We start from the raw sequence: 21,728 nt of genomic DNA on the forward strand, positions 1-21,728 counted from the left end.
TAGAAGAGGAGGCTCCCACCCCAGGGGGGAAAAAAAAATAAAAAAATCCTCCCCCCCCCCAAGGAAAAAAAAAATTGCCCCCAAATTTTTTTTTGGGGGGGAAATTTTTGCCCCTGGGGTTTTTTGAAAAAGAATAGGGGGTCAAAAATAATCACTGGGGGAGAACTTCATTTAATTAAAACGGGGGAAAAAGTCCCAATAAGAAGGAAAGAGGTTTTAGAAATGTTGGAGGCACCAAGGATAGGCAAAGATAAGATTATTTGGGGAGATAATTTAAAAGGTCAGAAATTGTGCCAAATTCTTTCAGCTTTCATGACAATAAAAAGCTCTAAAAAGTGCATGATGAGAGTAACCCTTACGCCCAGGACTAGAGGAAGGGAATTCAGGGTATTGAAGACAGGTCAAGATTTTCAAACATAGAAGAATAGAAATCAATTTTAGACTGAGAGGTAAAGAGTTCAGGTATATTTAAAAGTAATTGAAGCTGATACATGTAGGATTTCCTCCTTCTTAAAAAATTTTTTATAGTGTATATATAATAATTCGACAAATGGGAGGGGAAATCCTACATAAAAGATAAAAAATTCAAGAGTGATAGGAAAAAAGTATGTCTGTAGAATGGCTTAAATGAAGGCTTCTGAATTTTGCACAAGTCTAAGATATTTTGCATAAGGAGTGACTTGTTACAAAGCGGCAGCAAAACTTAGCAAGACCGAGGGTGAAGGCAGGGCCGAAGCCAAGGATGGCGGAGGCGGGCACCTTAAGGCATGGATGCCACCTGACGCAGGTACCCTGCCGGAACCTGAAGGTCGAGCTTTAGTTTTGTCGCTTTGGAACATCGGAGCGACGATGCAAAATATCTCCTTTGAATATTTTTTTACTTTGTCAACAAACTGAAAGGAGTATCTCTAACAAAAGATACTCCTTTTTAATACCTATTTCAAATATTTTAACAATTTTTCAACTAAATGCTCTTTTGGCATAAAGCCAATCACCTTATCTACCATTTTGCCTTCTACAAAAACCCCCATTGTAGGTATGCTCATAATTCTATATTTAGAAGCAATTACAGGATTTTCATCCACATCCAGTTTTGCCACTTTTATCTTATCAGCGTATTCTTCCGCAAACTCCTCTAACACTGGTGCCATCATTAAACAGGGTCTACACCATTTAGCCCAAAAATCTACTAAAACAGGTTTATCAGAATTGTATACTTCCTCTGCAAAAGTCTCATCTGTGACATTTACTGGTTTCATTTGTGTATATCCTCCTTCTACTTGCTTTTGTACATTTTCATTTATTGAGAAATTGATTTATAATACTCTTCAATTTCGTCATATGTCATAGCCCCATTGCTAATTGCCCTTATGACCCCGTTTTTATCTATAAAATAAGACATAGGTATAAATTGAACCTGATAATCGTAAATAGTACTTAAGTCAGTATCCAGTAGCACAGTAAATTCATATCCTTTCCCTTCTAAATACTGCTTTACTTTTGATGGGCTTTCACCCAAGTCTATCGCAAGTAAAACCGTATCATCTTTATGGCCTTTTATAAACTGATTTAAAGCTGGCATTTCAATTTTGCAATAAGGACAAGTTGTTGCCCAAAAGTTTAGTATAACTTTTTTTCCTCTTAAGCTCGACAAGGTCACAGTATTGCCATCTAAATCTTTTAGCGTAAAATCTGGTGCTACATCTCCTACTTGATTCCCTATCTTAGGCTCACTTTGCTCAGTTTTATTTGCATTTGCATTTGAACTTGTATTTTGATCTTCATTATTGCTAGGAGTATTATTTTCTGCCACTTGAGAAGGGGAAGGTTGAGCACTTTTTGTGTAATTATTTAAGACGAAAATAAGTGCCCCTATAACTATCACAGCAATTATAGTAAAAATTAGACTTTTATTTTTCACACTAACCACCTCTTAATAAAAATATCCACTTATCTTGATTAGCATGTTAAAATATAAAAGAACTCCAAATATTATGAGAATAACCCCACTTATTACCTCAATATAAGGCAATATTTTGTTAATCCTTTTATACATACTTTTAAACTTGTCAATCAATAAGGCTGTAACTATAAAAGGTATGCCAAGCCCCATAGAATATGCAAAAAGCAATATCACGCCTACACTTAAAGTACTGACCGACCCAGCATACAACAATATCGAAGCGAGAATCGGACCTACACAAGGTGTCCATCCTGCTGCAAAAGTTATACCCAATACTAATGACCCTATATAACCGGTCTGTACCTTTTCCATATTTATTAATTTGACTTCTTTATTTAAAAATAGTGGTCTAAAAATCCCAGTCATTTGAAGTCCAAAAAGCACAATTATTATCCCACTTACTTTCCTAAAAATGTCTTTATAGGCTAAAAAAAGCTTTCCTAGTTGGCTTGCAGTCGCCCCCATTAAAACAAACACTATGCTAAATCCCAAAACAAAGAGAATCAAATTTATTAAATTATTCTTTTTATTTCCAAAAATATATGACACATAAGCGGGAATTAAAGGCAAAACACAGGGTGATAAAAAAGAAACAATTCCTGCTAAAAATGCAGTGTAAATTGGCACATCTACACCTCCCTCCCCTATAGGGTGTGACTAATACTATATTACCACATTTTCTGATACAGTACAACTATGTTCAAACAAGAAAGAAAAGAGAATTCACTTTAAGAAAAATCAAAAACCCTTGATGGCTATTTTGCCATTGAGGATTTTATTTTTGACATTTTGTGACTAATGAGTCATAATAATCTTGAGGTGATGTTGATGCCAAAGGCTACCTTTTTGAATCTTGCACAGGAAAAAAAGATCTTATCACAGATGCACTTATAAAACATTTTGCAACAAAACCCTATCATCTTGTGGATATATCGGACGTTGCCAAAGAATGCAGAGTTGCAAAGGGAAGCATGTATCAGTATTTTGAGAACAAAAAAGATATGTATTTTTACACAATTGAAGTTGCGTATAAAAGATTTTTGCAGCTTCTTACTAAGATGGACATGGTTCACGTGAACATATTGGACTACTACGAAAACTCCCTTGAGAGTGTATGGAATGCAATGAAAGATTTGAGGTATGAGTATATGTTGCTTGAGATGGCATTTTTTTCTCATGACTCACCTTTTAAGGATGAGATAAATGAAAAATTCCTAAAGCAGTCAAGAGATTTTTTGGTTGAGATAATAAAATACAACCAGAAGCAGGGCTTTATAAGAGACGACATAGACCCACTTTTAATCGGAATATTTTTGGAAGGTGCAAGTTTTTACATGAAAAAGTTTATCATCGAAAAGGCTTTGAATGAAAACAACACAACCACTTTTGAGCTTGACATTGACTATTTTAAAGATGCTATTTCACAGTTTATAAAGCTTTTGAAAGAAGGGATTGCAAAAAAATAAATTTTTAATATGACTTGACAGTCATATGACTAATTAGTCATAATATAATATATCATTAAAGAATGCAGGCTGAAGGAGAGGATATACTGTGTTTGTCAAAGCAGAAAAGCTTTCCAAAATCTACAGGATTGGCAAAAATGAAATCAGAGCGCTAAATGAGGTGAGCTTTGAGCTTGAAAGAGGTAAAATTTACACTGTGATTGGTCCATCTGGTTCTGGCAAAACTACTCTTTTTAACATTCTTGGTGGGCTTGACAGGGCAGAAGAGGGCAGAATCTTTGTTGATGGAAAAGAGATAACTGCAATGGACCAGAAAAAGCTTTCTGACTACAGACGCGACTATGTTGGGTTTGTTTTTCAATTTTACAACCTGATAAACGGTCTTACTGTGTACGAAAATGTGTTATCCAGCGCGGCTTTAAGCAAAAATCCTTTAGATGTTGACATGGTGCTTGAGATGATGGATGTGTATTCAGAAAAGAATAAATTTCCTTTTGAACTATCTGGCGGTCAGCAGCAGAGGGTTGCAATTGCAAGGGCAGTTGTCAAAAATCCTGCAATGATTCTGTGCGATGAGCCAACAGGTGCGCTTGACTATGAAAGCAGCAAGCTTGTTCTAAAGCTTTTGGAGGATGTAAACAAGAGGTTTGGCACAACCGTTTTGATAATAACACACAACCTTGCCATCTCTAAAATGGCAGATGCGACCTTGAGGCTCAGGTCCGGAAGGCTTGTTGAATTTTCAGAGAATCCTCAAAAGATTTCAGCTCAGGAGGTAAGCTGGTAATGTTAATCAAAAAAATCCCTTTGAGGGTTATGAAAAGAGAATTTTTACAGTTCTTTTCTATCATAATGCTTGTTGCAATTGCTTCAATGACATATACCCTTTTTGCTGTGTCAATGGAAGACATAGACGTCAACTATAAGATGTTCATAAAAGACTATGTGCAAGAGGATGGGTATTTTATTACCTCTCAGAATATTGATGAAAAACTCTTGGAAAGAAAAATTTGGTGTTGAGCTTGAGGAGAGGCTTTTTTATGAGGTTCAAGAGAATGGAATCACACTTAGAATATTTTCAATTTCAGATAGAATAAACAAGCCCTATATAGAAGCTGGAAAAAAGCCACAAGACGGTGAAGTTTTGCTTGACCCAAGTTTTTTCAAAGCTCACCAGTATCACACAAACGATAGTATAACAATTTTGAATAAAAAGTTCACAGTAAGTGGAATTGGCTATCTTCCTGATTACATTTACATTATAAAAAACGACCAGGACATTCTTCCAGACCCAAAACACTTTGGCGTTGTGCTGATGACAGAAAATGACATGAAAAAGCTGTTTCCTGCTCTTCCTGTTCACTACTACAGCTATAAAGGAAGACTCAACAATATCGAAGATTTCAAGAGTTTTATAAATTCTAACTGGCATCTTTTAAAATTCGTTGAGAAAAGTGAAAATCCAAGAATAATTTACACAGAGATGAAGCTTGAAAATGCAAAGAGGATGACATTGCCTCTTAGTCTTTTTATAATTCTTGTATCATCGTTTATACTCTTTATCGTCATGCGAAGGATAATAAACACCATGCACGCAGAAATTGGCACACTCTATTCCATGGGTTATACCCAGAAAGATGTGTTTAGAGTTTTCATGAGATTTCCACTTTATATTTGGTTGACAGGTTCAATTTTGGGTATTCTGCTTGGGTATTTTGAAGCGTATCCGCTTTCAGAATTTTACAGGTCATATTTTACCCTGCCAAAGCTGAAAAATGTTTTGCCATGGCAGCACATATTTGTTGCACTGGCGCTGCCAGCAGTATTTATATTCATCTCAGAGTACCTTGCGCTCAAAAACTTTTTCAAGCTCACGATTGTTCAGATGCTTCATGGTGTTGACGAGATAAAGTTTGGCAAACTTCCTGACATAAAGTTTTTCGACAGGTTTGAATTTCAGACAAAGATTATGTTAAAGTACGGCTACAGACATTTTGCAAGAGAGCTTGTTTTAGCAGTTGGTATAATCTTTTCCACAATACTTATGATGTACGGCATGACAGCAAAGGATTCAATTGTTGTTGCCATTGAAAGGACGTATGAAAAAAACTTCAAATATGAATATCTTTACCTCTTAAACTCAGTTTCCACACATCCTGAAATAAAGCTGACAAACCAAGCAGAGCCATACAATGTGATGTCTTTTGATATTGAAGGAGGAAAATTGAGTATTATGATATACGGTATTAAAAAAGATTCACAGATGATAAAGCTCTATGATAATAAAGGCAATGAAATACCAATTTCGAATAAGCTTGTTATATCAAGACCTTTGGCAAACAAGCTTGGTCTTAAAGAGGGAGATAAAATTCACATAAAGAGCAAGTTCACAGATAAAAAGTACACCTTAAAAGTTTACAAGATAGCTGATCTTCCAGTAGGCAACAGTGGATATATGGACCTTGAGAGTTTCAACAAGATATTTGGTTACAGCAGGGAAGAGTATATTGGCATATTTTCAAAAGAAAAACTAAGCCTTAGCAATAACTTGATTTTTGAAAGCTACTCAAAATCTGAGCTTGTAAATACAATAAAAGCTTCGGCTGGTGACCTTTCAAAGACAATTGAAGTTATGGCACTTGTTGCAGCAATCCTTGCCCTCTTGATCGTGTATGTTTTGTTTACCCTCACTGTCAATGAGAACAAGAAAAACATAGGTATATTAAAAATGCTGGGATATAGAGAAGGCAGTATCTTTAAAATGATGCTTGGCTTTAACAACTTTTCATTTTTAGCAGGATTTATAATAGGCGTTCCTCTCTCAAAGATAACAATGGATAGTCTGATGAATGCGGCAACAAAAGACATAGACTTTGCCATGATGCTTGATGTAAGTACAAAAAGCATCTTCTCAACATTTGCTGTGTTGTTTTTTGTCTTTGTAGTCTCAAGATTTCTGGTCAGAAGAAAGATGGCAAAGGTCATGCCGGTTGAGGTTTTAAGAGAACAAGTAGACTAAAAAACAAAAGCTGCTTTCCTTTTTAAAATAGCCACCACTCCTCCATTTTTATTATAGAGCTAAAATTTTAAAAAAGGCAGCAAAGGATTAAAAGCTTTGCTGCCTAACTCTTCTTTACTTTTACTTAAATAATAATTTTTCATTTTTATAATCAAAATCTTACTGGTAATTTCTTTATATTTATCGTTTAATTCTTTCACAAATTTGTCAACTGTACAAAAGTATAAATTTTCAGTAAAGCATTATAGTTTTTTTCACTTTCGTACAAAAATGAGTATCATTTTCTTAAAACTATACCAATCGCGCAATACTTTCATTCTTGTTTTATAGCATTTATGACCATTTTTACCTTTCCAGTTATCTTATCAATCTGAAGCGTGTCTGTAAAATGTACCTCGTATTTTACATTTCTAAGCTTCTTTTTACTCAAAAACTGGTCAAGTTGTCTCTTGATTTCTTCTTCAACATCTTCACCGGCATTAGGTAGTTTGACACAGTTCAATATAAGGCTTTCATCACTTGTCTGGACAAACTGGTATTCTTTTATTCCTTCAACATCAAGGTCATCAATAAAAAGAGGATGAAGAAAGTCCTTATCACCATTTTCATTTTTAAACCACATTATCTCTTCTTCTCTTCCTATCACTCTTTTAATATGAGTATAAGGTAAAGGACCTTTATATTCTCTATCAAATCCTTCTACCACATCATTCAGTCGATAACGGATAAGAGGGAAAATTTTGTTATACAATGGAGTTATGATTAACCTGCCAAACTCATCAACTTCCACATAATTCATATCATCCATGAGATACATACCTTCATACCAGCTAGTTCCCATACCTAAAAATATTGATTCTGTACAACCATAATAATCTATTACGTCAGCATCAAAAACAGAGCTTAAATAATTGGAAATTTCTTTACTTAAAGGCTCTCCTCCTGTAATTATTTTCTTAGGCTTTATATTTATTTCGCCTCTTTGTTGCATATCAGCCAATATTTTTATGCAGGAAGGATAACCAGCCAAATAATTAGGATTGAAATTTTTAATTTTATCTTTCCAAGTATCAATAGGGTCTGCAGCATTTAATACCATACTTTTAGCTCGATATTTTTTAATTCCATTCATAGCAAGTACAGTAGAAGCATAACCGCTGCCTACAGAAGCTACGTACAATACCTTTATAGGGAAATCACTCCATCCAATTTCCTTTTTCCCGCCTATGCTTATCCGAACCATATTGGCTTCTATCATATCCAAAGCATCTATATCATACAGAAAATTACAAGGCTTGCCTGTGCTGCCGGAAGTATGAACAAGGATATATTTTCCTATCCTCACCATTAATTCACTATTTTTCATTGCCATTTCTATCTCTTTGGAAGAGATAGAATCAGTAACTATATCAAAAAAATTATTTCTAATCATTTCTTTATCTATCACAGGCAATTCTTCAATAGGAACAGCGTCCAAATCTTTATATTCTATTCCTGCTCTTTTATAGAGAGTTTTATAAAAATTGCTGGAAGTATAGGCGTGTTTTATCATTTCTCTCATACGCTTACTGCTATATTCCATTATTTTTTCACGAGGCCATTTATTATGGTTATATAATTTAAATCCTTCCATCATCACCTTTATCATAGCTTATCTCTCCTTTAAAGTAGCACCTTTTGTAACCTATTTTTCCCTGACAATTATATTATATCTCAATTGCAAAATCTTGCTAAATCGAGTAGGAGCTGAATAATTATTTTATTCAGCGTCCTCTCACACCACCGTACGTACCGTTCGGTATACGGCGGTTCATTAGGAATTGTGTACAATTAGATATCTTTGGGATAAACTCTTATAACCTATGCTTTCAAAGTATTTATTTGTAAGAGTCTTATTTAGGATTGGGCTATTGGATATTCTCCAGTAGCCTTTCCTTGTATTGGCGTATTCCCAGGCTTTTTGTTCTTCTACTCCTAGTTTTACTAAGTTATCATGCTTCGTTTTTATCTTCTTCCATTGTTTCCATATACATGCCCTTAGTCTTCGCCTTATCCATTCGTCAAGGGTTTTCATTATGCTTTTCGCGTCTGCTAATCCAAAATAGTTGACCCATCCTGTTGTTATTTGATTTAGTCTTTTTATTCTGTTTTCCATGCTTATTCCCTTGTTCCGATTGGTTATTTCTCTTACTTTTTCCTTAAACCTTTTGATGGATTTTTCATGGATTCTTATTCTTACTTCGTTTTCTTTTGTGTAGAATGAAAATCCAAGAAATTTTCTTCTCCATGGTCTATCTACAGCACTTTTTGCTTCGTTGACTTTTAGTTTTAATTTGCTTTCTATGAATTTCTTTATGCTCTTCATTACTCTGTTTCCTGCAGACCTGCTTTTTACATATATGTTGCAGTCATCTGCATATCGGCAGAATTTGTGCCCTCTCCTTTCAAGTTCTTTGTCTAGTTCGTCCAACATTATGTTTGCTAATAGGGGACTTAATGGCCCTCCTTGGGGTGTCCCTTCTTCTGTTGATATTTTGATTCCGTTTATCATTACTCCTGATTCTAGGTATCTTCGTATTAACTTTAGTACTCTTTTGTCCCCTATCCGCTTTTCTAGTTTGGACATTATTATGTCGTGGTTTACTCTGTCAAAGAACTTTTCTAAGTCCATATCTACAACCCATGTGTATCCTTCATTTATGTATGCTTCTGCGGCTTTTATTGCGTCTTTTGCACTGCGTCCTGGTCTGAATCCATAACTGCTATCTGAAAATGTATGGTTGTAGACTTTATTCAGTATTTGGGCTATTGCTTGTTGTATTAGTCTATCTAGTGCTGTAGGTATTCCTAGTAGTCTTACTCCTCCATCTGGTTTGGGAATTTCTACTCTTCGCACTGGTTGTGGTTTGTATTTCCCCTCCAGCAGTTGTTGTTTTATGGTTGGCCAGTTTTCTTTGAGATACGGTAGAAGTTCATCTACTTCCATCCCATCGACTCCATGGCTTCCTTTATTTGCAACAACGCGCTTGTATGCTGCTTCCATGTTCCCTCGTTCTACTATCATTTCAAGCATCTTGCCGGTATATCTTTGTACCTCGTTTCTTCCATCTTCCGACGCCGATGATATACTATGCACTTCCGTTGTCTTTTGAAATTCCATTTCTCTATTCAACGGATAGCCTCTTTGTTGAGTTGTCTGCAGTCTCTGCATATCTTTCGAGTCCATAAGATTTCCAAAACCTCCTAACGTTCGGTCCTTCCTTATCTATTCATGTCTAGATAAGTACTATGACCTCTGCTGACTTCTCAAGGTTCAACCATACATCACTGTATGGGTTGTCACTTCAGATTTTACTTCCATGACTTATCCTTGAGACCTCCCCGGGTAAGAACGATAACTTTCATCTCATATATCTGCCAGATTTACTGTATGGGATTCGGGTAGTGTTGGACTTCGTTTTGTTACGCAAACTCATCCATCCCAATTCAGCCTCTTATCTGGTTCTTGTTCATCAGACCGAGATTTTGCCTTAAGCTTCCTTCAGATTCCACCTCACGATGGACACCCTTGCTCTTGGCTAGTGGTTCCCACTACCAAGCCCACAGCGGACTTTCACCGCCTAGTTATCGCCCATGCCGGGCGCACATAAAAAATAGGCTTTCGCCTATTACAGACTGTAGACAAACTTTCGTAAAGGAGATATTTTGCATAAGGAACGACTTGTGACAAAGCGGCAACAAAACTTAGCGAGACCAAGGGTGGAGGCAGGGCCGTAGCCACGGATGGCGGAGGCGGGCACTAAGACAAGGATGTCGAATGTGCCCGGTACCCTGCCGGAACCCGAAGGTCGAGTTTAGTTTTGTCGCTTTGGAACATCGGAGTGACGATGCAAAATATCTCCTTTGAATATTTTTTAACTTTGTCAACAAACTGAAATAGGCTTTCGCCTATTAAACAATTACTTCTATTTCTTTTAAATCTTCATCGGGTATAAGTGAAGCAGCCTCCTTATCAATTATTATAATTACATCGGGATGTAAAGCTAAAACAGTAGCAGGCACTTTAGTAGTCAATTGTCCTTTTATAGTTTCTTTTATTGCCTCTGCTTTATTTTTTCCAGAAGCCAAAAGGACAATTTTCTTTGCTTTCATGATACTTCCAAGTCCCATAGTAATCGCCTTTCTTGGTACTTCCTCTGCGCTTTTAAAAAATCTCTTATTAGCATTTATTGTATCTTCTGTCAAAGTAACTACATGAGTTTTAGTCTCTATGCTCTCCTCCGGCTCATTAAATCCTATATGTCCATTGACACCAATACCTAATATTTGCAAGTCAATCCCACCTGCTTTTTCAATTTCTTCTTCATATTTTCTACACTCTTCTTCTAAATCCTCGGCTATGCCATTTGGAATATGAACATTTTCTTTTTTAATGTTAATATGATTGAAAAAATTGTGGAACATAAAATAATGATAGCTTTGAGGATGGTCTGGAGATAAACCAATGTATTCGTCTAAATTAAAAGTAATGACATTAGAAAAATCTATTTCCCCTCTTTTATACATCTCAATTAAATGTTTATACATCCCCAGAGGCGTAGAACCTGTAGCAAGCCCTAAAACCGTATTATGTTTTTCTTTGATTTGCTTTTTCACAATTTCTGCTGCCTTTTTACTCATTTCGTCATAATTTACAGTTATAATTACTTTCATCTTATGGCCTCCTTATAGTAAAATTAAATTATTTGTATTTAAAAGCACATCGGCTACCGCCCCAATAGCAGAAGCATCTTCACCAAGTTGAGCTACTTTAATGTCAAAATCAAAAGGCACAATCCTTTTCACTTTCTCCTTTAACTCCTGGCGTATATCAATTTCATAGTTTAGGATGTCTCCTCCAATTATTATTGCTTCTGGGTTTAAAATACTTACAATATTGGCAATACCCATGCTTAAATTTTTAATAAATTGAGATACAGCTTGTACACAAGCAGGATTTTGTTTTTTATATTCTTTTACTACACCCTCCATAGTTTTTACATAAGACAAACTTTTAGAAACTGATTCAACTAAAGAAGACAAAGAAGCCTTTCTTTCAAAATAACCATAATCCTCGTAAGAATAAACTCTTTCAAAAGCATCCTCTCCTATGGCCATGTACCCTACTTCCCCTGCAGCGTAACTATTGCCTCGTAATAAAGTACCATTTACATATATTCCCGAGCCTATACCATTTCCTATGTTTATAAGCACAAAATTCTCTATTTCACGGCAACAACCAATCCATCTCTCTCCTAATGCAGCATAATTTACACTATTGTCTATGTAGATATTATAATTAAAAATTTCACTCAACCTTTTCTTTAAATCAAAATTACTCCATTTCAATCCTGGTGCATCAACAATTCCTTTTTGTATATCTGTGATTCCTGGAAGACCAATACCAATTCCTATTATATTTTTATCTTCCTCAGTAAGTTCTTTTATCCCTTTCACAATTCCATTAAAAGCCTGTTCTTTAATGCCAGTTTCCCATTTTATCTTTTTAAAATTTTCCCCTCTAAATTAGTCAGAATTCCTATCGAATTTGTAGATTCAACGCTTATCCCTATAACAAATCTAGCATCAGGATTAAAAGAAAGCTGTATAGGCTTTCTCCCTACTGTACCTTTTTCTCCGTAACCATTTTCTATTACCAAACCTTCTTCAATCAACTCATCTACAATGGCAGAAATAGTAGATTTGCTCATTTTTAAAACTTTAGAAACCTCTATTCTCGATATGGGTTGCATCTTTTTAATAACATCTAAAACATTGGCTTTATTGATATTTTTAATTAACCCTGAAGTGCCTTTAGTATAGTCTTTCAATATCTCGCCTCCATTAGTTCATTATCTGAACTAATTATCTAAAAAAATTAGTTCGATATCCGAACATTTTCCTGTAATTATTATACCATAATAATTTGAAAAATGTAAATAATAAATTTTGAGACTACAAATATACAAGGAAGGTGTCTTATAATGAATAAAAAAATGAAATGCATTGCAATAATTATTTTAATACTTTTTGTAGCCTTTGCTAGATTAGAATTAAAAACTTATAACTATGAAAGCAAAACTCCTGTTAAAAAACTTTATCCAACTCCTCAAATTTATCAAAGAGTATTAGTCTTTGCACCTCACCCTGACGATGAAACATTGGCTTCAGCTGGCCTTATTCAAGACACTATGAGATATGGTGGTGAGGTAAAAGTCGTAATAATAACTAATGGAGATTCCTTTAAAAGAGCAGTTATTGAAAATTATGACATTCCTTTTCCAACCCCTCATGATTTTTTGCGTCTTGGATACGATAGACAGAAAGAGACTCTTTCTGCTTTAAAATACTTAGGAGTAAAAGGGAAAAACATTATTTTTTTAGGATATCCTGATAAAGGTTTAGCTCCTCTTTGGTGGAAATATTGGAATGTACCTTATAAAAGCTTTGGTACTAAGACAGCAATAAGCCCCTATGATAATTCATACACTCTGAAAGTAGAATACAAAGGAGAAAACATAATAAAAGATTTAACAAAAATTATAAAAGAATATGACCCTACGCTTATTGTATATCCTCATCCAAATGAGCTTCATCCCGACCATTGGGCAACAAATAGTTTTGTAAAATATACCTTATATCTTCTTAAAAAAGAAAATCTCCCTCAATTTCTTTACATAGTTCATCGCACAAACTGGCCACTGCCTTTTGGAAAACACCCTCAATTAAATCTAAATCCTCCTCAAAATCTTTTGAAGACAGGAACAGAGTGGCATCTATACCCTCTTGCAAAAACCGATATTGACAAAAAGGGAGAAGCAATAATGATGTATAAAACTCAGATAAAAGTGATGAAAGACTTTTTATTGGCCTTTGACAGAAAAACAGAGCTGTATGGGTTTTATGAAGACGGTATATTGAAAAAATACAATAAAAACCGTAAATTTGATGATTATAAAGTGATAATAGATCCAGAATATGATAATTTTAGAGATTATGAAAATGGAAGTGTTGATATAACAGGAGTATATGCATACATGCAAAACAATAATTTACACGTAGCTATAAAGTGTAGACAACCTGCAAAGCCACTTTATGAATACAACTTATATGGTATACTATTTAAAGGTCATAAAGAAATTACAAGAATAAATGTAAAAGTTACAAATGGAAAATTAGTCAATAGAAAAGGAGATGTCAATATAAAAAATAGAATAGTTCATATCACTATTCCTATAAATATAGACTTTGATGCAATATATTTATCTGCTACCACTACTTCTAATAAATATCTTATTGACAAAACAGCGTGGAGACTTTTGAAAAAAGAAAAATAATCAATATCCTATTAATTTGTAGCCATTTACTAAAATTTTATTTGCGGAATTCATTTTGTAAATTACATCAATTTTTTCTTTTGAAATTGGTTTCACCAATAAAGCTACATTGCCTTCATTTAAAATATTTCCAGACTCCACCATCATATTGTCATTTATTTTTACATTCTCCAATATAGCGTTTATTCCAATGTAACAATTATCACCAATGTAAGAGTTAAATATTATAGTTTTTATATTGATATTACAGCAATTCCCAATATAGCATTCTCCCTTTATTATTGCTCCATTGGAAATAATAGCATTTTTCCCTATTTCAATTTTTGAAGCCCCTATTGTATTTATATTGACTCCATCATAAATACTTGCACCATCATTAATAACAATTTTACCCACTTTGTAATTTTCATCAACTTCATCTGCTCTAATGACAACATTAGGTCCTATGTAGACATTTTCTCCTACTACAATATTGCCAATTAAAATCGCTGTGTTATCTATGTAAGCTGTATGAGCAATTTGAGGAAAATTCCCAAATATATCTTCCCTAATCATAATTTCCACCTCATATAACTTAACATTTATACCAGGTTATAATACTTGTTTACATTATATCACAAAAAAAGTAAATACACAACGAAAAAATGAAATTAAAAGTTTAGAAAATTTTATAAAATAAAAATGCCCTAAAAGCTTCATTTAAAAGCTTTTAAGGCTTGTTGTAAAAGATACAATCATGTCTTTTCCCCTTATTCCTCTACAAAATACCTTCCTTCACGAATATCAAGGATTATCTTTATAATTTTATCTGTCAATAATTCGAAAATTTTTTCACCTTTTTCTTTTGTTGCAAGAGTAGCGTCTCCAGACATGGCATTTTCATAAAGTACTTTTCCTCTGTCTTTAAAGTAAACCCTATAAAGAGGCTTTTTTAAATTTTTTGTCGCTTTATCCATTTGAACAAGTCTTTCATCGTAATATAAAATGGCAGATGTTTCATCTTCTCCTGCATGGCCTTGACCTTGTGTAATAGTAAGTATTTCCTTTGTAAAGTCCAGCCACCAATTTATTGTTAAAACTACCATTCCAAGCTGGACTATCTTTTCACTGGCAAGATTGAGAGCATTTATATTCCCTCCATGTCCGTTTAAAAATATAAGCTTTTTAAGTCCATTTTCATATAAGCTTTTGCCGACTGCGTATACGTATTCTGCCAGTATTTGTGAGGGCACATGAATTGTGCCAGGGTAGACAGATAAGTCGTAACTTTGCCCATATGGTATTTCAGGTGCAATCCACACATAATCGCCAATTTTTCTTTCAATCATCTCACAAAAAAGTCTAGGCGAAAAAATATCAGTTCCCAAAGGAAGGTGCTGTCCATGAGCCTCAACAGAGCCTACAGGAATTATAACTATATCTGATTTTTGCAAGTTTTTTTGAAAGTCATCAGAAGCATAGTTTATTAAATACATGTAACTTCTCTCCCTATTTTGATTATTACAAATTAAGGATATCATAATTCAAATCAAATTTAAATATACCTACATACTACAATTATTTTTCTTCAAGTCGTTTTTTTCTTTCAAGATATTCCTCTTCGCTTATTTCCCCTCTTGCATATCTTTCTTTTAAAATTTCTATCGCATCCCTCTCTTTGTTTCTATTTTTTGTGCCTCGAAATAATGATATAATAAAGTATATTGCAGCAACTATTAAACCTATCTCTATTGCCATCCAGACAATGCTCCAAATAAATCCACCTATGCCATATCCCCAACCCCAGCCATACATCATTCTCATCATAATATTTTCCCTCCTTTCTTCCTTTCAAATAGACTTGTGCAAAATTCAAAAGCCTTCATTTAAGCCATTCCACAGACATGCTTTTTTTCTATCACTCTTGAATTTTTTATCTTTTATGTAGGATTTCCCCTCCCATTTGTCGAATTATTATATATACACTATAAAAAATTTTTTAAGAAGGAGGAAATCCTACATGTACCAGCTTCAATTACTTTTAAATATACCTGAACTCTTTACCTCTCAGTCTAAAATTGATTTCTATTCTTCTATGTTTGAAAATCTTGACCTGTCTTCAATACCTGAATTCCCTTCCTCTAGTCCTGGCCGTAAGGGTTACTCTCATCATGCACTTTTTAGAGCTTTTATTGTCATGAAAGCTGAAAGATTCGGCACAATTTCTGACCTTTTAGATTATCTCCGCAATAATCTTATCATTGCTCATCTTTGTGGCTTCGACATTTCTAAACCTCTTCCTTCTTATTGGACTTTTCGCCGTTTTATTAATGACTTCTCTCATGATTATTTGACCTCTATTTTCAAAATCAGGTCAATATCCTCAAAAATATGGGTATTATCTCCGGTGAGTTTATTTCCATGGACTCTACCCCTATTAAAGCTAACACTAAGTTAAATAACCCTAAGTCTTTTTCTAAAAATAAATTCTCTAAAGATAATCAGCCTAAGTCTGATAAGGATTGTAAATTAGGCGTTTATTCTGCTTCTAATGATTCTTCTAATAAACGCTATAAGTTTTATTGGGGCTATAAAAATCACGTTATTGTTGATGCTATCTCTGGTTTACCCATCGCTGAAACTACTACCCCCGCTGATGCCCCTGATTTTGAAGTCGCTTTATCTTTGCTTGAGAAGACTAATAAGTGGTTTAACCTTAAGTATGTTAATTTTATTGCTGATAAAGGCTATGATGTTAAGAAACTTTATAATTATGTTAGAAATATTCTCCACGGTCATTGCTTTATTCCTCTTAACAAGCGTAATTCTAAAAATCCCCCTCTGACTGATGATGGTTATATGGTCTGCGAAGCGGGTATTAAAATGCTTAAAGATGGCAAGCAATATTTTGATGGTTTTATTAAGCAAAAATTTGTTTGCAAGTTCTGTAATTCTAAGGATGATTCTGCCTGCCCTATAAAGCATCCTAAATATTTTAATGGCAAAAAGCATAGAGGCTGTACTAAGTATGCTATTATATCTTCTGATTATAGGTCTTCTATTAATAGAGACTCCCTATATTTTAAGGCTGTCTATAGACTAAGAATAGAATCAGAAAGATATAATTCTCGATTTAAAGCTCTGGATTTTGAAAAAGCTTATGTTAGAAATATTAATTCTGTCAGCAACCTTAATACTTTTGGCCATATTACTTTGCTTACTGTTGCTATTGTAGCTATTAAACTGGGTAAATTTGATGAGTTTAAGTCCCTTGTTGGTCTAATGCAATCGGCTTAACTTTTGCTGAATTTGGTTCATGCCACTTTTTAACATTTGACTTCTACAGGATATTTATGCCCTTTTTTAGCTCCTCTTTTTGTCTTTTCTTTTCCTTTACCACTTTCTTTATGTTCGATTGTCAGTCCTAATTACTATATATTGTATGTCATACATATTTTGGCTTTTGTTCGTGATTATTTTTATTAATTTTGCACATCCCTACCTTTCAAAAATAATTATACACCGCCATTATGAAAAACTTATGAACCAGTTTTTATAGGGGAATTTTAACAGTAAACTTACTCCCTTTATTTATCTCGCTTTCAACGTTTATTTTGCCTCCATGGGCTAGTACTATGGCTTTTGCAATCGAAAGCCCTATTCCACTTCCACCTGTTTCACGATTTCTTGATTTTTCTCCTCTGTAAAACCTTTCAAAAATAAAAGGAATATCATCTTTTGATATACCCATTCCATTATCTTCTACAATAAATACTGCATAATCGCCATCTTTATAAAAGTCTATTTTTATTTTGCCACCTACAGGAGTATATTTATTTGAATTTGATATTAGGTTAACGAAGACCTGTGCTATTCTGTCCTTATCACCAAACAACATAATGTTATCTTCTATGTTCTTTACAACTTCTTGTTCTTTTTCAGCAAAAGATGCTTCAAAATTTGTTAAAATGTTCTTTACTAATTCGCTTACGTCAAATTTGATTTTATTAAGCTTTAACATGTCAGATTCAAATTTATTCAATGTTTCAAGGTCTTTTACAATGTTTATAAGTCTTAAGACTTCTTCATTTAAACTTTTCAGTCTTTCATGCGTCGGCTCCCAAACCCCATCAAGCATTGCTTCAATATGACTCTGCAATGTTGTCAATGGTGTTCTAAGCTCATGTGCAATGTCAGAGGTCATTTGTTTTCTTAGTATTTCTTGATTTTTTAAAGATTCTCCAAGGTGGTTTATTGCCGCTGTGAGCTTAAATAGCTCTTCTTCTTTAGGTATATCATATACCTTTGCAGTAAAATCACCTTTTTCAAGCTTTTTAGCAACTTCCGTAATATTAACTAACGGTCTTGTAATATAATTTGACACATAAATACTTATAATCAATGCTATAAAAATAGCTATCACCGTTGCTATAACATTATATCTGCTAATGTCATATAAAAACTTAAAATCCAAGTCACTCATCATCATCGGCCCATAATAAATTATATCCACATATCCCACTGTTTTTTCATCCACAATGATGGGAAGAGTTTTTTCAGAAATATTTTTCTTATTCCATTTTCCCATCATATTCATCATATATGACATTGAAGAAAAATCCCATATAATCTTACCATCTTTATCTCTAAGTCTTAATCCATACCCTTCCATCATAGCTGCATGACCAATTTCACGCCCTGTTGTACTTTTCCAACCTCCCTCAGATTTATACACTGCAGCAAGAGTGTTAGCTATATTGCTAAATTCTTTATCTGTTGACTTTGTAACATAATTTCCAAAGCTATTTATTATTAAGATGTTTGTTGTAATACTTACAATAACAATCGATATAAGAGCTATTGAAATAAATACAATAGCCGTCCTTGTTCTTAAATTATTTCTAAACATTTCCATCACCAAATTTATATCCAACACCATACACCGTTTTAATATACACTGGATTTTTCGTATCGTCTTCAATTTTTTGTCTTAAATTTTTAATATGTGCATCAATCGTCCTGTCATAGCCTTCATAGTCAAATCCCATAACTTTTTCAATTAATTCTTCTCTTGTAAAGACTCTGTTAGGATTGCGAATTAAAAACTTTAAAATTTTAAATTCGTTTGGAGTGAGATTTACAACTACTCCTTCTTTCTTCACCGTGTGTGCTTTAAAATCGACCACAAGGTCATCATTATTAAAAGACATTACTTCAGCAAGAGGTACATCATCACTTGTCCTCCTTAATATTGCCTTTACTCTCATAACCAATTCACGTGGGCTGAATGGTTTTGTAAGATAGTCATCAGCGCCTATGGAAAATCCATTAATTTTATCACTTTCTTGAACTTTTGCTGTAAGCATCAATATCGGAACATTGGAAAACTGCCGTATCCTCTTGCACAGTTCCTCTCCTGAAATACCTGGCAACATAAGATCAAGTATAACAAGATCCGGTTTTTCTTTTTTAATGTATTTAAAACGTTATTGCCATTGGTTTCGGTAATAACGCTAAATCCCTCATGCTCAAGATATGACTTTACAACTTCCAGTATTTTCATTTCGTCATCAACCACAAATATCTTTTTACCCATTTTTCAACCACCCTTTATCATTTTATTGTAAAATTATGAATAATGTATGAAAATAGCTTGATAAATTTCTTTCTTCATATATTATACATCACGGCTTATGAAAATCTAACCATCTATTTTTAGAAATCATTCTAATTAAGCTGTATTTACCAACAGTTTATATCTTTTTTCTCTTCATATTTTCTTCAAAAGTAAGTTTTAAAATAAAGGTGAAAGCAAGTTAACAATTTTTCGATAAATAGAAAGGAGTTGAAAAGTATGGGTCTTATATTAATCTTGGCAATTGGCTTTTATTTGTACAAAACAGGTGACCTGCAAAGAATGATTAATAATTTACATGAAACCAAAAATTACCAAACAAACGAAGCAAAAAGAATACTCGATATACGCTTGGCTAAAGGTGAAATTACAGAAGAAGAGTATAACAAATTAAAAAGTATTTTGTAAAATTTAAATATTTAGAGAGGAGGAGAAAATAATGTTTGGAGGATATATGATGGGTGGTTTAGGTCGTTGGTTTGGAGGATATTATCCTTGTGGTTATGGAACTTGGTTCGGCGGTGGACTTACCAATATATTGTTCTTAATTTTAATAGGTGTAGTAATTTACTTGCTAGTAAAACAGATTAGAAATGTTAACTTTTTTAAAAAACACGATACAGATCCTAATAATGAAGCATTAGAAATTGCCAAGTTAAGATACGTTCGAGGTGAAATTACTTCAGACGAATATACAGAAATAGTAAAAATGTTAAAAAAATAAGCTAAATAATTTGACATTATTGTTGTTTACATTGCTCCTATTGACATTTTATGATAAATTTTTTACAATATATTGAGTAAAGGGGAGTAGTTCGCATAGCTTATATGTGGTAAAGTCAACATATCGGGAAACCCTGGCTTTACCTTAAAGAACGAGACCTTTACATAATATGTTTTACATATTATGTAAAGGTCCTAATTTATTTATAGAGCAAATATAATAGTTGGGGAGGCAATAAAATGGAGGCACTTGTCACATCATTTGTCCTTATCTTTACTTCTGAGATGGGAGATAAGTCACAGCTCATGTCAATGGCCTTTGCTACTCTTTTTAAAGTAAGGACTGTTCTTATAAGTATATTTATCGCAGCCTTAATAAACAATGGTATTGCTGTGATATTTGGTTCGTATATCACCGAATACATTCCCATTTTTTATATAAAATTTTCAGCTGCTTTATTATTTTTGTTTTTTGGAATTTCAACTTTAATAGAGGAAGAAACAAAACAGGAAAAATAAAAAATTCAAAATACGGTCCTGTTGCAACTATTATAAGTACATATGTACTATCAGAATTTGGAGACAAAACGCAATTGGCTGCTATAGCTTTGACTGCATCATACAACAGTCCTCTGTACATATTAATAGGCACTACTCTTGGAATATTTTTAGCAGATGTATTAGGGATAATTGTAGGCATTTATTTTAATAAAAGAATCCCTTCAAAATATTTAAAATATCTATCTTCTTTCATATTCATCGCCTTTGGTCTTTCTACTTTGTATAAATTGTTTTTCTAAATCGAGTAGGAGCTGAATAATTATTTTATTCAGCGTCCTCTCACACCACCGTACGTACCGTTCGGTATACGGCGGTTCATTAGGAATTGTGTACAATTAGATATCTTTGGGATAAACTCTTATAACCTATGCTTTCAAAGTATTTATTTGTAAGAGTCTTATTTAGGATTGGGCTATTGGATATTCTCCAGTAGCCTTTCCTTGTATTGGCGTATTCCCAGGCTTTTTGTTCTTCTACTCCTAGTTTTACTAAGTTATCATGCTTCGTTTTTATCTTCTTCCATTGTTTCCATATACATGCCCTTAGTCTTCGCCTTATCCATTCGTCAAGGGTTTTCATTATGCTTTTCGCGTCTGCTAATCCAAAATAGTTGACCCATCCTGTTGTTATTTGATTTAGTCTTTTTATTCTGTTTTCCATGCTTATTCCCTTGTTCCGATTGGTTATTTCTCTTACTTTTTCCTTAAACCTTTTGATGGATTTTTCATGGATTCTTATTCTTACTTCGTTTTCTTTTGTGTAGAATGAAAATCCAAGAAATTTTCTTCTCCATGGTCTATCTACAGCACTTTTTGCTTCGTTGACTTTTAGTTTTAATTTGCTTTCTATGAATTTCTTTATGCTCTTCATTACTCTGTTTCCTGCAGACCTGCTTTTTACATATATGTTGCAGTCATCTGCATATCGGCAGAATTTGTGCCCTCTCCTTTCAAGTTCTTTGTCTAGTTCGTCCAACATTATGTTTGCTAATAGCGGACTTAATGGC

The 21,728-nt window shown here is 33.7% G+C and carries 21 protein-coding genes and 3 pseudogenes; 11 read left to right on the forward strand and 13 right to left on the reverse strand.

Annotated elements, in window-relative coordinates; translation table 11 throughout:
• The first annotated feature begins 123 nt into the window (after nt 1–123).
• The gene (locus THESIDRAFT1_RS15015; protein WP_039929407.1) at nt 124–420 is read left to right on the forward strand and encodes a hypothetical protein; all 297 of its coding nucleotides are present in this window, start codon (nt 124–126) and stop codon (nt 418–420) included.
• 515 nt (nt 421–935) lie between these two features.
• On the opposite strand, the gene trxA is transcribed toward THESIDRAFT1_RS15015, so the two are convergent.
• From trxA to THESIDRAFT1_RS12040, 3 genes are read right to left on the reverse strand one after another with little or no spacing between them, the layout of a single operon-like run.
• A complete protein-coding gene (gene trxA, locus THESIDRAFT1_RS12030; protein WP_006570498.1) occupies nt 936–1,259 on the reverse strand; it encodes a thioredoxin in 324 nt (107 codons plus the stop codon).
• A gap of 41 nt (nt 1,260–1,300) precedes the next feature.
• Complete coding sequence (locus THESIDRAFT1_RS12035; RefSeq protein WP_003870089.1) at nt 1,301–1,921, reverse strand: peroxiredoxin family protein; 621 nt, start codon at nt 1,919–1,921, stop codon at nt 1,301–1,303.
• Between the two features lie 12 nt (nt 1,922–1,933).
• Nucleotides 1,934–2,590, reverse strand: coding sequence for a cytochrome c biogenesis CcdA family protein (locus THESIDRAFT1_RS12040; RefSeq protein WP_006570499.1), 657 nt, complete (start codon nt 2,588–2,590; stop codon nt 1,934–1,936).
• A 344-nt stretch (nt 2,591–2,934) separates the two neighbouring features.
• Here THESIDRAFT1_RS12040 and THESIDRAFT1_RS12045 point away from each other — a divergent pair, with 344 nt between their 5' ends.
• The 4 genes from THESIDRAFT1_RS12045 (at nt 2,935) to THESIDRAFT1_RS12055 (ending at nt 6,448) form a co-directional block, all read left to right on the forward strand.
• Nucleotides 2,935–3,429 (forward strand): TetR/AcrR family transcriptional regulator, encoded by a 495-nt coding sequence (locus THESIDRAFT1_RS12045; RefSeq protein ID WP_244262820.1) that lies wholly within the window; start codon nt 2,935–2,937, stop codon nt 3,427–3,429.
• An 88-nt stretch (nt 3,430–3,517) separates the two neighbouring features.
• Nucleotides 3,518–4,216 (forward strand): ABC transporter ATP-binding protein, encoded by a 699-nt coding sequence (locus tag THESIDRAFT1_RS12050; protein WP_006570501.1) that lies wholly within the window; start codon nt 3,518–3,520, stop codon nt 4,214–4,216.
• Nucleotides 4,216–4,449, forward strand: coding sequence for a hypothetical protein (locus THESIDRAFT1_RS15230; protein WP_341853112.1), 234 nt, complete (start codon nt 4,216–4,218; stop codon nt 4,447–4,449). The genes THESIDRAFT1_RS12050 and THESIDRAFT1_RS15230 overlap by 1 nt, the downstream gene beginning before the upstream one ends.
• A complete protein-coding gene (locus tag THESIDRAFT1_RS12055) occupies nt 4,385–6,448 on the forward strand; it encodes an ABC transporter permease (protein ID WP_341853113.1) in 2,064 nt (687 codons plus the stop codon). Before THESIDRAFT1_RS15230 ends, THESIDRAFT1_RS12055 begins: the two co-directional genes overlap by 65 nt.
• A gap of 313 nt (nt 6,449–6,761) precedes the next feature.
• Here the strand turns inward: THESIDRAFT1_RS12055 and THESIDRAFT1_RS12060 are convergent, their stop codons facing one another.
• The 4 genes and pseudogenes from THESIDRAFT1_RS12060 to THESIDRAFT1_RS12075 all read right to left on the reverse strand — a co-directional run bounded on the left by THESIDRAFT1_RS12060 (nt 6,762) and on the right by THESIDRAFT1_RS12075 (nt 12,318).
• A complete protein-coding gene (locus THESIDRAFT1_RS12060; RefSeq protein WP_006570503.1) occupies nt 6,762–8,096 on the reverse strand; it encodes a phenylacetate--CoA ligase family protein in 1,335 nt (444 codons plus the stop codon).
• Nucleotides 8,097–8,261: 165 nt separating this feature from the next.
• On the reverse strand, nt 8,262–9,674 hold the full coding sequence (gene ltrA, locus THESIDRAFT1_RS12065) for a group II intron reverse transcriptase/maturase (protein ID WP_006569145.1): 1,413 nt from the start codon (nt 9,672–9,674) through the stop codon (nt 8,262–8,264).
• Nucleotides 9,675–10,399: 725 nt separating this feature from the next.
• On the reverse strand, nt 10,400–11,161 hold the full coding sequence (gene nagB, locus THESIDRAFT1_RS12070; protein WP_003870958.1) for a glucosamine-6-phosphate deaminase: 762 nt from the start codon (nt 11,159–11,161) through the stop codon (nt 10,400–10,402).
• A 12-nt stretch (nt 11,162–11,173) separates the two neighbouring features.
• Nucleotides 11,174–12,318 (reverse strand): annotated as a pseudogene (locus THESIDRAFT1_RS12075) (ROK family transcriptional regulator).
• A gap of 153 nt (nt 12,319–12,471) precedes the next feature.
• Here THESIDRAFT1_RS12075 and THESIDRAFT1_RS12080 point away from each other — a divergent pair.
• Complete coding sequence (locus tag THESIDRAFT1_RS12080) at nt 12,472–13,824, forward strand: PIG-L deacetylase family protein (RefSeq protein WP_006570505.1); 1,353 nt, start codon at nt 12,472–12,474, stop codon at nt 13,822–13,824.
• Here the strand turns inward: THESIDRAFT1_RS12080 and THESIDRAFT1_RS12085 are convergent, their stop codons facing one another.
• From THESIDRAFT1_RS12085 to THESIDRAFT1_RS12095, 3 genes are all read right to left on the reverse strand, one after another.
• Entirely contained in the window at nt 13,825–14,379 is a 555-nt protein-coding gene (locus tag THESIDRAFT1_RS12085) for an LbetaH domain-containing protein (RefSeq protein WP_006570506.1), read from the reverse strand. It abuts the gene before it with no gap.
• A gap of 194 nt (nt 14,380–14,573) precedes the next feature.
• The gene (locus THESIDRAFT1_RS12090; protein WP_006570507.1) at nt 14,574–15,299 is read right to left on the reverse strand and encodes a creatininase family protein; all 726 of its coding nucleotides are present in this window, start codon (nt 15,297–15,299) and stop codon (nt 14,574–14,576) included.
• 82 nt (nt 15,300–15,381) lie between these two features.
• A complete protein-coding gene (locus THESIDRAFT1_RS12095) occupies nt 15,382–15,630 on the reverse strand; it encodes an SHOCT domain-containing protein (RefSeq protein WP_003870953.1) in 249 nt (82 codons plus the stop codon).
• Nucleotides 15,631–15,823: 193 nt separating this feature from the next.
• Here THESIDRAFT1_RS12095 and THESIDRAFT1_RS12100 point away from each other — a divergent pair.
• Nucleotides 15,824–17,100, forward strand: a pseudogene (locus tag THESIDRAFT1_RS12100) (transposase).
• 256 nt (nt 17,101–17,356) lie between these two features.
• Here THESIDRAFT1_RS12100 and THESIDRAFT1_RS12105 read toward each other — a convergent pair.
• Nucleotides 17,357–18,742 carry a sensor histidine kinase gene (locus THESIDRAFT1_RS12105; RefSeq protein ID WP_004404054.1) on the reverse strand — a complete coding sequence of 462 codons (1,386 nt, stop codon included), beginning with the start codon at nt 18,740–18,742 and terminating at the stop codon, nt 17,357–17,359.
• Nucleotides 18,705–19,399 (reverse strand): annotated as a pseudogene (locus tag THESIDRAFT1_RS12110) (response regulator transcription factor). The gene THESIDRAFT1_RS12105 and the pseudogene THESIDRAFT1_RS12110 overlap by 38 nt, the downstream one beginning before the upstream one ends.
• A gap of 258 nt (nt 19,400–19,657) precedes the next feature.
• Here THESIDRAFT1_RS12110 and THESIDRAFT1_RS12115 point away from each other — a divergent pair.
• From THESIDRAFT1_RS12115 to THESIDRAFT1_RS14395, 4 genes are all read left to right on the forward strand, one after another.
• Nucleotides 19,658–19,846: an SHOCT domain-containing protein gene (locus THESIDRAFT1_RS12115; RefSeq protein ID WP_003868304.1), complete on the forward strand. Its 189-nt coding sequence runs from the start codon at nt 19,658–19,660 to the stop codon at nt 19,844–19,846.
• Between the two features lie 31 nt (nt 19,847–19,877).
• Complete coding sequence (locus tag THESIDRAFT1_RS12120) at nt 19,878–20,162, forward strand: SHOCT domain-containing protein (RefSeq protein WP_003869451.1); 285 nt, start codon at nt 19,878–19,880, stop codon at nt 20,160–20,162.
• 239 nt (nt 20,163–20,401) lie between these two features.
• Nucleotides 20,402–20,680: a TMEM165/GDT1 family protein gene (locus THESIDRAFT1_RS14390; RefSeq protein ID WP_244262671.1), complete on the forward strand. Its 279-nt coding sequence runs from the start codon at nt 20,402–20,404 to the stop codon at nt 20,678–20,680.
• A gap of 74 nt (nt 20,681–20,754) precedes the next feature.
• Nucleotides 20,755–20,961: a TMEM165/GDT1 family protein gene (locus THESIDRAFT1_RS14395; protein ID WP_244262672.1), complete on the forward strand. Its 207-nt coding sequence runs from the start codon at nt 20,755–20,757 to the stop codon at nt 20,959–20,961.
• A gap of 79 nt (nt 20,962–21,040) precedes the next feature.
• Here THESIDRAFT1_RS14395 and THESIDRAFT1_RS12130 read toward each other — a convergent pair.
• A partial coding sequence (locus THESIDRAFT1_RS12130; protein ID WP_006570510.1) for a group II intron maturase-specific domain-containing protein occupies nt 21,041–21,728 on the reverse strand: 688 nt, incomplete at its 5' end.

Origin of the sequence: Thermoanaerobacter siderophilus SR4, assembly GCF_000262445.1 — a bacterium.
Taxonomy (GTDB): domain Bacteria; phylum Bacillota; class Thermoanaerobacteria; order Thermoanaerobacterales; family Thermoanaerobacteraceae; genus Thermoanaerobacter; species Thermoanaerobacter ethanolicus.

Excerpts from the sequence above, each read along its gene's own strand:
- THESIDRAFT1_RS12085 (WP_006570506.1), bottom strand. The coding sequence starts at position 14,379 with ATGATTAGGGAAGATATATTTGGGAATTTTCCTCAAATTGCTCATACA.
- THESIDRAFT1_RS15230 (WP_341853112.1), top strand. The coding sequence starts at position 4,216 with ATGTTAATCAAAAAAATCCCTTTGAGGGTTATGAAAAGAGAATTTTTA.
- THESIDRAFT1_RS12095 (WP_003870953.1), bottom strand. The coding sequence starts at position 15,630 with ATGATGAGAATGATGTATGGCTGGGGTTGGGGATATGGCATAGGTGGA.
- trxA (WP_006570498.1), bottom strand. The coding sequence starts at position 1,259 with ATGAAACCAGTAAATGTCACAGATGAGACTTTTGCAGAGGAAGTATAC.
- THESIDRAFT1_RS12120 (WP_003869451.1), top strand. The coding sequence starts at position 19,878 with ATGTTTGGAGGATATATGATGGGTGGTTTAGGTCGTTGGTTTGGAGGA.
- THESIDRAFT1_RS14390 (WP_244262671.1), top strand. The coding sequence starts at position 20,402 with ATGGAGGCACTTGTCACATCATTTGTCCTTATCTTTACTTCTGAGATG.
- THESIDRAFT1_RS12055 (WP_341853113.1), top strand. The coding sequence starts at position 4,385 with ATGGGTATTTTATTACCTCTCAGAATATTGATGAAAAACTCTTGGAAA.
- THESIDRAFT1_RS12060 (WP_006570503.1), bottom strand. The coding sequence starts at position 8,096 with ATGATAAAGGTGATGATGGAAGGATTTAAATTATATAACCATAATAAA.
- THESIDRAFT1_RS12090 (WP_006570507.1), bottom strand. The coding sequence starts at position 15,299 with ATGTATTTAATAAACTATGCTTCTGATGACTTTCAAAAAAACTTGCAA.
- ltrA (WP_006569145.1), bottom strand. The coding sequence starts at position 9,674 with ATGGACTCGAAAGATATGCAGAGACTGCAGACAACTCAACAAAGAGGC.
- nagB (WP_003870958.1), bottom strand. The coding sequence starts at position 11,161 with ATGAAAGTAATTATAACTGTAAATTATGACGAAATGAGTAAAAAGGCA.
- THESIDRAFT1_RS12045 (WP_244262820.1), top strand. The coding sequence starts at position 2,935 with ATGTATCAGTATTTTGAGAACAAAAAAGATATGTATTTTTACACAATT.
- THESIDRAFT1_RS12080 (WP_006570505.1), top strand. The coding sequence starts at position 12,472 with ATGAATAAAAAAATGAAATGCATTGCAATAATTATTTTAATACTTTTT.
- THESIDRAFT1_RS12115 (WP_003868304.1), top strand. The coding sequence starts at position 19,658 with ATGGGTCTTATATTAATCTTGGCAATTGGCTTTTATTTGTACAAAACA.
- THESIDRAFT1_RS12105 (WP_004404054.1), bottom strand. The coding sequence starts at position 18,742 with ATGGTGTTGGATATAAATTTGGTGATGGAAATGTTTAGAAATAATTTA.